The following is a 14,735-nucleotide window of genomic DNA, read 5'->3' as shown; positions in this document are numbered from 1 at the left end:
CCGCCTATTTCAGCTAAACGTTTTCTTTTTCATTTTTTCTATCTCAACTAAAATCCCTTTCTCTATCCAGCCTTCTATTCCATCTCTTTTCACTAAATCATATCCTGAACAGCTTCCATCAATGAGAGAAACAATGTCCCCTTTCCTTACACATATTTGTGCACAAGAAATATCGGTTTTCACTGTGTAATCACCTGACTCAAGCTGCCTAATATATTCATTTTTCACATAAAGTAATGTATTCGTTTCCTTTTGCTTGCATATTGTGTATTCTTGCACCTTCTCCATCGGCTCTATGTAATAATATGGATATGTTACCCCGCCCTGCATTTCTGAATTCGCATTAAAATCTGCTATCACTTCAAACTCTGGAAAATAGTCTACATATGTATAAGAAAACATATCACCTGCTGGTTTCCTTTGAATGATAAATGCGTTTAATTGCCCTGCCTCTTTAATCGCATTTCCCCCATCCATCGCAATAATCTTTTTCTCCTTATCAATAACTGGATTATTAGACGGTGCTTTGTCTGAATAGTTTACAACAGGCCAATGACCGACAACTACATATTTATGTGCTCTATGTGATTTATTGAAAAACTCCGGCATTGCTATCGCATTTTTTCGTTCTGTCTCTTTCCAATCTTCTCTATCTTCAAGGCCAGCATGTACAAAGATATAATCTTCTGTTTCAAGCGCTGTTGGCAATTCTGTCAGCCACTTTATTTCTTTTGAAAAATGGCTCATTAATACTTCCCTTACTTTTTGAATAGGCGTACCTTCATGAATAGAGAAATGCACACACTCTAACCATTCATTAAAAATCGAATGCTTTCTCGTACATAAATAATTGATAAGACCAGGATTTTCATTTAAAAGCGCATCAACTAAAACTTCACAATTCCCTTCAACAACGTGAACATTTGAATTGTTCTTTACAAGATTCATAACGTAGTTTACGACGCCGATGCTGTCTCTTCCTTTCTCACAAAGATCACCATTAATAATTAAATAATCTTCATCTTTAAAGTTAACTTTCTGTAGTAATTCTTTTAAAAGAAGTAATTCTCCATGAATATCAGATATTACGATTACTCTAACATCATTAGGGATTGATAGTTTCTTTATTTTTTCCAAGTGTAAGCGCTCCAATCATTCTCTGTATTATTTACAAAAAAACAATTCAACAACATAAATTATAAACCTTTCTAAATGAAATAGGTTCTATATATTATGTCATATAGAACCTATCCTTCTTTATAATTCTTTATAAAAAGAAAAACTTACCTTATCATAACCTTCTCTTTCATAAAAGCGGTGAGCGTCTAATCTAGGAAACGCTGATGTAAGAACGATGGACTCACATTCGTTTTCTTTTCCCCAGTTTTCTATATAGGAGAGTAATACATTCCCATACCCTTTTGAACGATGTGCTTCTGCTGTTACAAGGTCATATACGAAAACATGTTTCTCATTATAAAAATTCGTACAAATCGCTACACCGGCTAGACTAACTGCTTCATCCTCTTCATTACGTAGCGAAAATAGTTTATAATTCTCTTCTTTCATTTTTTGAAACAAAGAACTTGCTTCTTCTCTTGAAAGTTTCGTTCGTAACTGCTGTAATACGGGAAATACATCATGTAAATCCGCTTCTGTTACTACCTCTCTAATATTCATTTTGATTCTCCCCTTACTATTTATAAAATTTTCTAAATGTTATATCATCATTATAGAAAGCCACTGCCCTTAGCTTAAGTGACAGTTTTATCCTTTTTTATAAGGCCAGTATGAAAAGGAGCGTCTACGAATGGATCTGACTATCCCATTATTATTACAAAGTAAAACACCCCTTTACTTACAAATTTATGAATATATGAAACGAGAAATCTCTCATGGATCACTATGTGCCGGTACACGCCTTCCTTCTCACAGAAATTTAGCAGTACAACTTAATGTGAGCCGTATTACAGTGGAATCCGCTTATCAACAATTACTAGCTGAAGGGTATGTAGAAAGCAAACCGAAACGTGGGATTTTTGTTGCAGAAGTTGATATGGATGTCATTCAAAAGAAACAGCAAATTGCGTCAAACAGTGCTAACAATAAAGAAAACGAACAATATGATTATGATTGTAGTCAAGGACTTATTGATCAAAAAGCTTTTCCGATAACAAACTGGAAAAGAGCAATACACGAAACTTTATTTCAGTATGAAAATGAATTATTTGCTAAGGAAGATCCACAAGGTGAACTCGTTCTACGAGAACATATTTCAAAGTATTTATATCATGCTCGCGGGGTACATTCTTCACCGGATCAAATTATTATTGGAGCAGGTACGCAGCCTCTTCTTTGGCTACTACTTCAACTACTTGGTTCAAAAAAGGAATTCGGAATCGAAAACCCTGGATTTCACCGTATTCCTGCTATGATTCAAAGTTCTGGTCTTACCGTTCACCCCATCCCTTTAGATGATAAAGGAATTCATATTTCCGCTTTACGTGAATCGGGTTGCAATGTAGCTTATGTCACTCCATCTCACCAATTTCCACTTGGAATCATTATGCCATTATCTAGAAGACTCGAGTTATTAAAATGGGCGAATGATTGTAAGGGCTATATTATTGAAGATGATTACGACGGGGAATTCCGTTATATAGGAAAACCTATTCCTTCTTTACAAGGACTAGATGCAAATGAACGTGTTATTTATATGGGAACTTTCTCGAAATCTTTTTTACCTTCTTTACGAATGGGATATATTGTTTTACCACCTCATCTGTTAAGATCCTATGAAGAGCTTGGTGGTATGTTTAAACAAACTGTTTCTACGCTGCAGCAACTTACCTTTGCCACCTTTATTCAAAATGGTGATTGGGAACGTCATATTAACCGAAGTCGGACGTTATATAAAAGAAAACATATTTCTTTAATTAAATCTATTACAAACGAGATGGGAAATAACGTTCATATACTCGGTGAACAATCCGGACTTCACATTGTACTTCACGTTCATAACGGGATGAATGAACAAGAACTTATTCATGCAGCCGCAAAAGAACGTATTAAGTTATACCCTCTCTCCATATACGATTCTGTTCATAATGTAATGGATGAATCGTATGTATTGCTCGGTTTTGGCAGTATTCCAGAGGATTGTATCGAAACTGTAGTTCAATTACTGAAGAAGGCCTGGTTCCTTAAATAAGAATAGCTCCACGCAAGTTATACTTGCGTGGAGCTATTTTCATTCACTATTTTTCTGATCTCGCTGCCCTTCCCGGACGTTTGACACCAGTTGTTTCTGTTGAATAGGAAGCTTCAATGATAGCAGTTGGATCTACAGAGAGAACGAGATCTTTCATTTTTGGATAAATGAAACGGTTTGTAATACAATAAATGATTCTCTTATGTTCTCCTAAAAAACCACCTTCTCCATGTAGATACGTAACGGATAATTGCAATTCTTTCATAAGCAGATCGCCTATTTCTTTATTTTTACCAGAAATAATCATGACGCTCTTTCCTTGGTTAATACCATCTAATATGAAATCAATCATCTTCGTAACAATATAGAAAATTGCTAATGAGAACATCGCTTGTTCGATTGAAAATAAAATCGCTACAAATGTGAAAATAACTGCATTTACAGCAAGTAAAAATGTACTAATCGGTACTTTAAAGTGTTTGTTCATCCAAACCGCTAACATTTCTGATCCATCTATTGCGCCACCCATTTTAACAACAATCCCAACGCCTATTCCAAACAGTACGCCACCATAAAGTACAATTAATAATTCAGAAGTTGTAATCGCCGGAAATGGTTTTAAATAGATTAATCCGAGTGTTGTAACTACATTTGCATAAGATGTACGGATGAAGAACTTCTTCCCCATTACTTTTGCAGTAAATAACAGGATAGGAATATTAAGTCCTAAAAACACTCCGTAAAGCGGTAATCCAGCAACTTTATTTGCCATAATAGCAATGGCCGTTACCCCACCATCTACTAAGCCATTAGGTGCTAAAATAAGCTCTAATGAACCCGCTACAATAATCGATCCAATTGTTAATAATACGTATTCAAATACTCTTTTCATTCATTACCCCCAAAACTTATATATTTTCTTAGTATTATTTTAACGTAATTTTACTACTAATTCAAAGATATGAGTTTATATACACAAAAGTTTCACCTTTACAGTGATTTTTTATGTAATTTATTTACAGAAACACACTTACGTATTACAGTAAGTGTGCTCCAAACATTTATTTAAGTTTTAAGTATGAATTCATTTTCATTTTTAATATTTCATCAACTGCCCTATTATACCCACCAGCATTTCTAAGGGACTCACCAACTTTACGACTATTTTCTTTAAACTTCACATCATCCATTACTTTTTCTACAGTCTCACGTAACAATTCAGAACTTAATTCTTTACGATTAATCCTTATTCCAGCTCCTACTTCACTCACTCGTTGCGCAACTAAAGGCTGATCTCCTGTTACCGGAATTACAACTAACGGGACACCGTAATATAGTGCTTCACTCGAACTATTCATACCACCGTGTGTCACGAATACATCAGCATGCTGTAATATTTCTAATTGCGGTACGTAATTATACAACTTAAAGTTATTCGGAATGTTTTCAAATTGATTTAAATTTATCTTCTTACCAACAACTAATACGACTGTCGCTTCTACATCTTTAAACGCTTCAAAACATTTTTCATATAGTTCAGGTTGTTCATTAAAAACTGTTCCCATAGAAATGAAAATCAATTTTTCATCTTTTAAATCTTCCATAGAAAAGCTGTCTACTTCTTTTCGAGTAGCAATTGATGGGCCGACAAACTTATACGATTCATCGAATACATCTGAACGCGGCTGGTATTCTTTTGAAGTATATACAATAGTAATATCACCAGGATGATTCATAATATCATACATACTATTACATTTCATTCCATACTGCCTATTCCATTTTTCCATTCCCGCTAAACAAGATTGATATAACGGATTCGTTTCATCTACTTGTCTTGATTCTTGTTCATCATTAAAATTAATGTACTGATTAAAAGCAAATGTTGTACAAGAAGAAACGCTAGGTAATTTTAAAATATTGGCTATAATACGTCCTACGGGAAAATGATTATCGTATAGCAAGTAATCGTACTTTTCCCCTTTTGTTTCTTCTACAATTTGAGTCACAATACGCTCTGATGCTTCAATCATATGAGATAGCATCGTCAAAGGACTCCCACCTTCATTTACTCGTTCCATAATATTAATTTGAGAGAGGAAATTCTCAAACACTCGGAATTCTGCACCTGTTGCTTCAATCTTCTTTCTATAATCTCCAATACAATACGAAACAACTGTCTCCCCTCGCCGAATTAACTCACTTACAATAGCTAAAGTCGGATTTATATGACCTTCTCCGGGAAAATTTATTACGAGTACATTTGCCATCATATTCTCTCCTATCTAACAATATTAATAGTTAATTATATTAATTAATTTAAAACTATTATAAAGGAATCTATTCTACTTCTTCATATTTTTCACTTCATTTTATTATTGAGAAATATTTTTCATAACCTACATTATAACTCTTATAAAAGTATGCTTAACCTTTCATTTATTGAAAAATACGGGAGTTACATTCAGGCATTTTTACAGATTTATCATCAGAAACATTTTTTTGATAATTCATACAAAAGTAGAAAAATATAATTTCCACACTGATTTCTCACTATAAATTTATTTAAGTTCTAAGTTGACCTCATCATTATCCACTTGGAACATATTCTGTTATATAATGAATTTATAGAATTTACAGAAAAAGAGGTAACTTCATGCTACAACAACTATTCACTTCACCTATTTTATCTATTCAAGCTTTACACCCAGGTTATGAAGACCATGCAAGCGATGTGTTTCTCGTCCGAACAGAAGATGCAGAAGTCATCGTTCGTTCTTCTAAAATGAATGAAGAGCCAAATAATGATTTTTGGTGGGGATGTAAAAACCTATTTGGAATTGATCCAAGGAACGTACATCATTTAAAAGCTGTACATACATTGCTGCAAGAACATACTAATCTTCCTATCCCAACAATATTAGAAAAACATATTTTAAATGGCCGTGAATTCGTTGTAGCCGAAAAGTTAGTAGGTAACACAGTTCAATCTTTTATCGGGCAACCAGATTCTATTTTATTCAGTCTAGGAAAAGGGCTTGCAGAAATACATACATTTAAAGCCGATTACATAGGAAATGTGTCAGGTTCCTTCCAAATTACACTAGATGAATTCCAATCACACATTTTAAATGTGAGTAAAGAGCTTGTGAATATGTTTTATTCCGATAATGAAAGCATACAAAATGCATTTCCTACTTTTGAATCACAACTTTCTTCCTTACCAGCACCAAAGGAATCAACGCTCGTTTTAATTGATATGGACCCTACTCAGTTTTTATCAGATGGTACAACTATTACGGGATTAGTAGATACAGAAGCCTATGCCGTTGCTCCCCGGGAGTTTGATTTTATAGGCTTAGAATATGTGTTTACAGAAAAAGAGGCACATGCTTTTAAACAAGGTTACGAAACCATTATGCCCCTTCCTCATCTTGCAGAATGTAGACCTCCCTATCGATATTTGTACCGGTTATTATCTGTTCAGGGCAGTGTGGAGTTAAAAAAGTGGCTTAGTCATCCATCCTATTTTTAAATACGAATGAGAGGGGTTTTGAAATGAATATTGAACAAAAGAAATCTTTAATAGCAAACGAAATTCAGCAAATGAAAGATTTAGCTCATATTTGTGGGCAACACGATCAAATTGATTACTCATCAGATTTACATATAAACTTTTTAACTGCTCGCAATAATGAAGAGGTATATGATTTCCTATTTTATGATAATACTCAATTAATCGGTGCATTAAGTATGTATGATTTTGAAAGACCGACAAAACTGGAGTTAATAGGGTTTGTTCATCCGAACTATAGGAAACAACATATAGGCACTACTCTTTTACAAACCGCAATGAAAGAAATACGAATAAGAGCGGCAGATGAAGCTCTTCTTATTATGAATGGGGATTCTGCTTCTGGGAAAGAATTTGCAAGACATATGAAGTTACCTTATTTATATAGTGAATATAGTATGGATTTCAAAGCTAAAGAAGTTCAAAAAACAACAAAGAATTCTATACAGCTTACTCTTGCATCTTCAGGGTCACTTCTTGATCTTATTGAAATTTCCAGTAAAGCTTTTGGAGATTCAGCAAAAAATACCGCTACATGGTTACAAAAAATGATGAATTCCCCTTCCTATCAAGTTTACTGTGCTCTTATCGACGAAAAAGTGATAGGAACGATTACAGTTTCTGAGCAAGAACAATCTACTACACTATCAGGATTCGCCGTTCATCCTTCTTATCAAGGTAAAGGATACGGAAAAGATATTCTTAGTTATATGGTACATACCCTTATTACAAAAGGAATTTCAACAATTGAATTAGACGTCGAAACGAAAAATAACCACGCTTTAAAACTATATACACAATGTGGTTTTGAAATGAAAAAGAAGCATGACTATTATAATGTAATGAATCTTGAGGTGAATACATATGTGTAAAAAACTAATTTATTCTGATTATGATATTTTCGCATCCATTTATAATAAACATTGGGGGCATTATGCTGAACACTCCTATCTACTTTTGGAAAAACTCGTTTTACAATATGCACCACCACATTCTCATATTTTAGATCTTTGCTGCGGGACTGGTCACCTTACTAAGAAATTAATTGATAATACTTTTTTAGTAACTGGTATAGATGGTTCTGCTCAAATGATTGAATACGCACGTCAAAACGCGCCAGACGCAACCTTTATCGTCGATGATGCTCGTTATTTCAATATAAATGAGCAATTTCACTATGTTATCTCTACTGGCGATAGCTTAAACCATATTTTAAAATTAGATGAATTAAAAAATGTTTTTCATAATGTTTACTCCGTATTACATAGCGAAGGTACATTCGTATTTGATATGAATATGGAGAAATGTTTTCTTGAAAATTGGATTGCTTCATTTCATATTTCAGCGGAAGAATATGTATGTACAATTGATTCTACATATGATAAAGAAAATAAAAAAGCAGAAATGAACTTTATACTATTTCAACATGACATAGATAATAATTGGAAAAGAAGTGACTTTTCTTTTGAGGAAGCTTGTTATTCCAATGAAGAAATAATTTCTTCATTGGAATCTGTAGGTTTTAAGAACATTCAATTACACGGTACAAACAGAACATTTTTCATTTGTCAAAAATAAAAAAACTGAATCATAACGATTCAGTTCTTTCTTAGTATATTTACGACAGCAGCCGTTTCATTATTTTCTTTATACACTCGCGGGATTCTTCTGTCTAACATACAAGTAACTTCATAGTTAATTGTACCTAACATATCCGCTACTTCTTCTACCGCAATTTCTTCTTCACCTTGTTTACCGTAGAATACTACTTCATCCCCAACTTGTACTGGCATTGCTTTTGAAACGTCTAACATAAGTTGATCCATACAAACACGGCCAATAACAGGTACTCGAACTCCATTTATTAATGCATGCCCTTTATTAGATAACTGACGATTATATCCATCAGCATAGCCAATCGGTACAGTTGCAATCCATTCTTCACCAGTCGTTACATACGTATTCCCATAACTTACACCGCGATTCTTCTTCGCATGTTTAATATGAGCTACTTTTGATTTTAATGACAACGCAGGCTGTAAAGAAACGACTGCATGATCTACCTCTTTTGAAGGATACATTCCATATATTCCAATACCTACACGAACCATATTTTGAAATGTATTGCTAAGCTCCATTGAACCTGCACTATTTGAACTATGAATATATGGAATATGAATTCCTAATTCTTTTGCTGCATTGACAGCTTTCTCAAATAAACTTGTTTGCATATTCGTATATGATTTATCAATTTCATCTGCCGTAGAGTAATGTGTAAACATTCCTACTACCTCTACATACTCCATACGGTTTAATTCTTCTAAAAATGGTTTAACCTCTTCTTCTTGTAAACCGATACGACTCATTCCTGTATCAATTTTCACTTGAATTTGCGCTTTCTTTTGAAGACGGTTTGCGATTTCATTTATACCTTGTAAATCTTCACTTCTATAAACAGTCATCATAACGTCATATTGAATTGCCTCTTCCGCAGCTGCTACTGATGTATAACCTAAAATTAAAATCGGCACGTTAATTCCTGCTTCTCTTAACTCTATCGCTTCATCTACAAATGCAACTGCAAGCTGATCTATTCCTACTTCAATAGCAGCTTTCGCAACTTCAACCGCCCCGTGACCATACCCATTTGCTTTTACAGCAGCCATCATTGCAATATTTTCATCATTCACACGTTTTTTAAATTCTTTTACATTATGTTTTACTGCATTTAAGTCAACTTCAATAATTGTATCTCTTCCATATTTCAAACTCATTGGTCTAACTCCTAACTCAATAATTGCATTCCATTCTATTTCACGTTTCATATGACCTTTTACAATATAATACTTTTCAATATGCTAGTCAAACTACTAGAATTTTCGGAATTTTGAGTATGATATAATACCCTTAAGAAACTATTATATACGGAGAAGAGGAGAATTACAATGTTTGTACAATCTGCATTGCATCAACTACAAGTTGCTGTTGATACTTCTATTCAAATGCTTAACCAATATAATGAAGATAGTTTAAAAATACAACCAATTCACTCGAAGCGAGCTTTATTTGAAATGTGTGCACACCTTTCTCTGATTTGCCATGCGGATTTACTCATTTTAAATGGTAGTACTGAAAAACAACTACACACTTTCTATAAAGAACAAACACCCGAAACAATTACGCAAATGCAAAAAACGATGCTACAGGGCTACGATGTACTTTCTAAAATTTTTTTATCCTATTCCAATGAAGAATTAGCGGAAATTAAGACTGCTTATTGGGGTATTTCTTATTCCCGTTTTGAATGGTTGCTTGAAATTGTTGCACACTTTTATCATCATCGTGGGCAAATTCATATTTTATTGTGCGAGCACATTAAAGATCCTAACATACCTTTATTCCAATAAAGGTATGTTAGACGACATGAAACTTCTCTAAAGCAAATAAAATACCACCTTCACTCGCCTTCTTTGTAACGAAATCAGCTTTTGTTTTTAGTACTTCTCCGCCATTCCCCATCGCAATTCCTAATCCTACATATTGCAACATCTCAATATCGTTTCCACCGTCACCAAAAGCAATTGCTTCTGATTTACAAATGTTTAAGTGATCCAATACTTTTTGAATTGCGGTGAGCTTCGATACTTTATTATCTTCCAATACATTTATGACATAACCATGAAAACGGTCGAATGTAAACATTGGGTATTTTTCAATAAATTTTTGAGATTCTATTTCATCCGCATACAAACATAAACAATAGATCTCTTCAGACAAATCCTTGCTTTTTTCAGGGTACTCCCCTAAATTTAACGTCTCGCTAAGTGCTTGCATTACACGCTCATTATCTGAGGCTATTCCGTTCATTGTAAAATCCTCAGTAAAATAAGAAACGCCGTGACCATGTAATTCTGCAAACTCTGAGATATCATGAACGATTTCACTTGAAAGTACCGATTTATGTAGAACTGTTTCCCCACACTTAATATGTGCACCATTTGCAGAAATAATTGTATGTATGCCCAGCTCTTTAAATTGTGAACATAAGCTATATGGTCTCCCTGTTGTAACAACTACGTGAATTCCTTTATCTATTAATCTTTGTATCGCTTCTTTTGTACTTTCGTGCATACTTCTATCAATCTCACTTAAAAGCGTACCGTCAACATCAAAAAACACTACTTTGTACACGGGTCTTTACATCCCGTCCAAATGATTCGTATCATTAATGAAATGTACCGTTTTTTGTTCGCCATCAATTTCAATTAAGCTTATTCCCGTATCTCCCATTTTAAAATAATAGTCCATTGAAATGGGCATTTTGAAAAACGCACGTAATAGACTATTTATTACACCACCGTGTGCAACGATTGCTATCCGTTCATACGTATTCTCTGTCACGATTTTAGAAAAGATTCCTTCTATTCTCATTCTAAATTCAATAAATGATTCCCCATTTTCAAAACGGTCATGAAGAAACTTTGGCTCTGGATATTTCTTTGCTTCTTCAAAAGATAAGCCTGCTTGCACTCCGTTATTAAACTCCATTAATTCCTCTTCTAGTTGAATTGGGCATCCAATTCCTTCAGCTAACGTTTCACCAGTTTCACGAGCACGCTTTAATGTACTTGCCCAAATGAAATCTGGTGGAAAATCTGCTTTCACTTTCTGTACAAGCCTTTGCACTTGCTGTCTTCCTTTTTCTGTTAATTCAAAGTCAGCTCGCCCTTCATGTACGTTTAAGATATCAGCTTCTGATTCTCCGTGGCGTATTAGCAGTATTTGCATTTTTTCTCCACTCCCTCGTTTAATATCCACAAAATCCCATTATATCATACTCTGAATTTTCTATTACAAAAATATATTACTGTACAGTTGTTCAACCCGTTTTAATAAACGAGTTATTCCACTTAACAATTACAAGCACTCTAAACTTATAATTCTTTTAAAAGTGAAAAGAAAATCCATCTTCATAGTAGCAAAGAGGCTAATATTTTTTATCTAGATAAAAACAAAAAGAGAAACGGCATTCCATTTCTCTTTTTCACTCTTATTGTTCTTTTTGTGTATCTGAAGAAGGCAATTTCTTCGCTTGTTTTTCTTTAAAGATTTCTCCAATGGCCCCGAGAGTACCAAGCGTCTCAATTGCATTAGATGGAATAAAGACTTTATTTGCTGGCCCTTTTGCAACCTCAATCAATGATTCAAATGATTTATAAGCAAGTACGCGTTCATCTAAATCTGCTGCACGAAGTAATTCAATTCGATTTTGTTCTGCTTTTGCAATTTCCTCAATCGCTCTTGCTTCCCCTTGCGCTTCTAATTCTTTTGCTTCCTTTATACCTTCAGCTTCTCGAATACGTGCTTCTTTATCACCTTCAGCCATTAAGATTTTACTTTGCTTTTCACCTTCAGCACGAAGAACTTTATCTTGTTTTGCAGCTTCAGCTTCTAAAATGATCGCACGTTTATTACGCTCTGCTTTCATTTGTTTTTCCATTGATGCTTGCACATCTTTCGGCGGATTAATATCAACAACTTCAACACGTTCAATACGAACGCCCCATTTTTCTGTTGCTTCATCAAGTGCTAAGCGAATTTCTGTTGAAATTTTTTCACGACCTGATAACGTTTCATCCAGTTCCATATTACCAATGATTTGACGCATCGTTGCAGAAGTAATGTTACGAACACCATATTCATAGTTTGAAATACCATATGTCGCAAGTTCCGGTTCCACAATTTGATAGAAAATAATTGTATCAATCTCTACTTGTACATTATCTTTCGTAATTACCTTTTGCGGTGGTACATTCGTTTGTTGAATACGTAAGTCATGATATACACGAACTCGATCTACAATCGGGATTAATAAATTTAATCCTGGCTGCATAACACGTTGAAACTTACCAAATCTTTCAACGACTCCAACTTTTTGCTGTGGAATAATTTTAATTGTTAACGCGATAAATGTAACAACAATTAGTGCTAAAATAATCGTTAATGTTAATGCTACTGCCATATTTATTCACTCTCCTTTTTAACTTGTAATATAGTACTATTCCTCTTTATAACAATAACTTTTTCTCCAACATCAATTGGATCATCTGCAATAGCTGTCCAAGTATCTCCATCCACCTTCACAATACCATTCGCTTCATTTGTAATCGCTTGCATAACAATGCCTTTTTTACCAACAAGCAAATCTACTGTATCAGTAAAACCTTTTGCTTCTCGAAAGTTTTTTGAAATTCTTTTCGTAAAGAAAGTCAATGTTAAACTTACAATCGCACCAGCAACAACTTGTAACAGTAGTGCTTCAGGGGCAAACAAAGCAATTAGACCTCCGACAACAGCTCCAATTCCAAGCCAAAGCATATAAAACGTAATCGACAACAGTTCCGCAATAAATAAAATACCAGCTATTATAAACCAAATTACCCAAGCAGCCATATGCAACCCTCGCTTTCTTTCTCATTTTCTATATGTATATGAAGAAAAGAATGGTTTATCCGCCCTTTCTTATACCGGGGCATTTACTACAAGCTATTGTACATATTCACTGTTATAAAAAGCATCAATAAAATACTATATTAATATATTCTTCATTATACATGACATTTCCTTTCAAAAAATGACAAAAAATTAAATTCTTTCACAATTCCAACTTTCAAATTATAATTATTCTAAACATTGGAATGTTTTTCCTTAGGAAGGTTGTGTACTTATTGCAAAATCGTTCACTAATTTACTATTTAGGCTCTAAAATATGCATTACTCTCGCTGACATCGTATACATCATGATTATTACAACTCATATGTATATCACAACGAAATCAGCTACATTAACCGCGCTTTTTCCATTAGTACAAGTCATAACTAATCTTATAGCAAATACATCTGCACCACTTATCATGAATCGTTTTTCATCTTATTCCTTACTTTTCACACTACAATGGACAAAAACTGTTCTATTATTTTTATTAATGATATTATTCCCAGCCCTTTCCTCAAACGTTGTAACACTATTCATTTTCATTTTTTTCATTTCTTTATGTAGCGGCTGGAGCGCACCGTTATTATACGGTATCCTTCCTCGCCTTACACGAAAAGAACAATTAGTAAAAGTAAATAGTATTTTTTCCTTTTCCACACAAATTGCGCAAGCCGCTGCTTATTCATTTACAAGTGTTATAGTTCTTCTTATCGGCGGCACTTCTACACTCATGATGAATAACATTTTGATGATTTTTGGGTGTGTTGCACTACACGTTTCATTACGTTCCATACATACCGAACGAGTAATTGAACCTTCTTCTTCAAAAGGCGCTGCTTTACTGGAAGGTTGGAAACTCTTATTTCAGAACCCTTCTCTCCGTACCGTTACATGTATGGACTTAATTGAGACTTTCGCAGGGACGATATGGATCGGCGCTATTACGATGGCTTATGTAACAACTGTCCTTCATAAAGGAGAAGAATGGTGGGGATATATTAACACAAGTTATTATGTGGGGACGTTAATTGGCGGGATATTAGCTTGGAAAATGAGTACATACTTTCAAAACAATTTAATACGCTCCATGGCGATAGGCTCTCTTATGTTTAGTATTCTTACATTTTTATATGGTATGACAAGTAGCGAGTTTATTGCGCTTTTTCTATGCGTTCTAATGGGGCCATGTTATCAAATTAGAGATATTTCTCAAACGACGGTTTTACAATCCAGCGTCGCTCCTTCTTTATTATCCAAAATGTATACAGCACACGGCGCACTTCTTTCAACAGCTTCTGGTCTTTCTATGCTTAGTGTTGGCATTATTACCGATTTGTTCGGTGTTCGTACTATTTATATTCTCGCTTCAATCCTTATATTGTGCTCTGCTTGTTTATCATTTAACTTATTAAAATATGATAAGACAAAGCAAAAAAACATTTCACTTTAATGAA

The 14,735-nt window shown here is 34.2% G+C and carries 15 protein-coding genes; 6 read left to right on the top strand and 9 right to left on the bottom strand.

The genetic code is table 11. The features are described from left to right. Positions 1 to 9: 9 nt before the first annotated feature. Positions 10 to 1,137, bottom strand: a complete 1,128-nt coding sequence (locus tag GFJ36_RS09625) for a metallophosphoesterase (RefSeq protein ID WP_087982718.1) — start codon at positions 1,135 to 1,137, stop codon at positions 10 to 12. Positions 1,138 to 1,257: 120 nt separating this feature from the next. Further along, entirely contained in the window at positions 1,258 to 1,680 is a 423-nt protein-coding gene (locus tag GFJ36_RS09620) for a GNAT family N-acetyltransferase (RefSeq protein ID WP_087982720.1), read from the bottom strand. A 130-nt stretch (positions 1,681 to 1,810) separates the two neighbouring features. On the opposite strand from GFJ36_RS09620, the gene pdxR reads away from it, so the two are divergent. Next, positions 1,811 to 3,211 (top strand): MocR-like pyridoxine biosynthesis transcription factor PdxR, encoded by a 1,401-nt coding sequence (gene pdxR, locus GFJ36_RS09615; protein WP_098230710.1) that lies wholly within the window; start codon positions 1,811 to 1,813, stop codon positions 3,209 to 3,211. Between the two features lie 46 nt (positions 3,212 to 3,257). Here the strand turns inward: pdxR and GFJ36_RS09610 are convergent, their stop codons facing one another. After that, positions 3,258 to 4,103 carry a YitT family protein gene (locus GFJ36_RS09610; RefSeq protein ID WP_000831975.1) on the bottom strand — a complete coding sequence of 282 codons (846 nt, stop codon included), beginning with the start codon at positions 4,101 to 4,103 and terminating at the stop codon, positions 3,258 to 3,260. A 169-nt stretch (positions 4,104 to 4,272) separates the two neighbouring features. Then, positions 4,273 to 5,481: a macrolide family glycosyltransferase gene (locus tag GFJ36_RS09605; protein ID WP_098230709.1), complete on the bottom strand. Its 1,209-nt coding sequence runs from the start codon at positions 5,479 to 5,481 to the stop codon at positions 4,273 to 4,275. Positions 5,482 to 5,867: 386 nt separating this feature from the next. On the opposite strand from GFJ36_RS09605, the gene GFJ36_RS09600 reads away from it, so the two are divergent. Genes GFJ36_RS09600 through GFJ36_RS09590 form a run of 3 tightly spaced genes read left to right on the top strand, consistent with a single transcriptional unit; the run spans position 5,868 to position 8,363 of the window. Continuing rightward, complete coding sequence (locus GFJ36_RS09600) at positions 5,868 to 6,746, top strand: protein kinase family protein (RefSeq protein ID WP_097906682.1); 879 nt, start codon at positions 5,868 to 5,870, stop codon at positions 6,744 to 6,746. 23 nt (positions 6,747 to 6,769) lie between these two features. Beyond that, positions 6,770 to 7,657, top strand: a complete 888-nt coding sequence (locus GFJ36_RS09595; protein WP_097889432.1) for a GNAT family N-acetyltransferase — start codon at positions 6,770 to 6,772, stop codon at positions 7,655 to 7,657. Next, a complete protein-coding gene (locus GFJ36_RS09590; protein WP_097889431.1) occupies positions 7,650 to 8,363 on the top strand; it encodes a class I SAM-dependent methyltransferase in 714 nt (237 codons plus the stop codon). Before GFJ36_RS09595 ends, GFJ36_RS09590 begins: the two co-directional genes overlap by 8 nt. Before the next feature lie 20 nt (positions 8,364 to 8,383). Here the strand turns inward: GFJ36_RS09590 and alr are convergent, their stop codons facing one another. Further along, positions 8,384 to 9,559, bottom strand: a complete 1,176-nt coding sequence (gene alr / locus GFJ36_RS09585) for an alanine racemase (RefSeq protein WP_033662679.1) — start codon at positions 9,557 to 9,559, stop codon at positions 8,384 to 8,386. 171 nt (positions 9,560 to 9,730) lie between these two features. Between alr and GFJ36_RS09580 the strand changes: the two genes are divergently transcribed. After that, a complete protein-coding gene (locus tag GFJ36_RS09580; RefSeq protein ID WP_097889430.1) occupies positions 9,731 to 10,192 on the top strand; it encodes a DinB family protein in 462 nt (153 codons plus the stop codon). Between the two features lie 7 nt (positions 10,193 to 10,199). On the opposite strand, the gene GFJ36_RS09575 is transcribed toward GFJ36_RS09580, so the two are convergent. The 4 genes from GFJ36_RS09575 to GFJ36_RS09560 all read right to left on the bottom strand — a co-directional run bounded on the left by GFJ36_RS09575 (position 10,200) and on the right by GFJ36_RS09560 (position 13,238). Continuing rightward, positions 10,200 to 10,976, bottom strand: a complete 777-nt coding sequence (locus GFJ36_RS09575) for a Cof-type HAD-IIB family hydrolase (protein ID WP_097889429.1) — start codon at positions 10,974 to 10,976, stop codon at positions 10,200 to 10,202. 6 nt (positions 10,977 to 10,982) lie between these two features. Next, positions 10,983 to 11,573 carry a histidine phosphatase family protein gene (locus GFJ36_RS09570; protein ID WP_033656322.1) on the bottom strand — a complete coding sequence of 197 codons (591 nt, stop codon included), beginning with the start codon at positions 11,571 to 11,573 and terminating at the stop codon, positions 10,983 to 10,985. A 262-nt stretch (positions 11,574 to 11,835) separates the two neighbouring features. Beyond that, positions 11,836 to 12,807: an SPFH domain-containing protein gene (locus tag GFJ36_RS09565; protein WP_088063126.1), complete on the bottom strand. Its 972-nt coding sequence runs from the start codon at positions 12,805 to 12,807 to the stop codon at positions 11,836 to 11,838. Between the two features lie 2 nt (positions 12,808 to 12,809). Next, the gene (locus GFJ36_RS09560) at positions 12,810 to 13,238 is read right to left on the bottom strand and encodes an NfeD family protein (RefSeq protein ID WP_087982739.1); all 429 of its coding nucleotides are present in this window, start codon (positions 13,236 to 13,238) and stop codon (positions 12,810 to 12,812) included. 275 nt (positions 13,239 to 13,513) lie between these two features. Here GFJ36_RS09560 and GFJ36_RS09555 point away from each other — a divergent pair, with 275 nt between their 5' ends. Then, positions 13,514 to 14,731, top strand: coding sequence for an MFS transporter (locus GFJ36_RS09555; RefSeq protein ID WP_137035284.1), 1,218 nt, complete (start codon positions 13,514 to 13,516; stop codon positions 14,729 to 14,731). The last annotated feature ends 4 nt before the right edge of the window (positions 14,732 to 14,735 follow it).

This window comes from Bacillus sp. EE-W1, from assembly GCF_009760835.1.
GTDB classification, from domain to species: Bacteria; Bacillota; Bacilli; order Bacillales; family Bacillaceae_G; genus Bacillus_A; species Bacillus_A wiedmannii.
The sequence above is the reverse complement of the archived record's forward strand: the minus strand, read 5'-3'. Positions and strand labels throughout refer to the sequence as shown.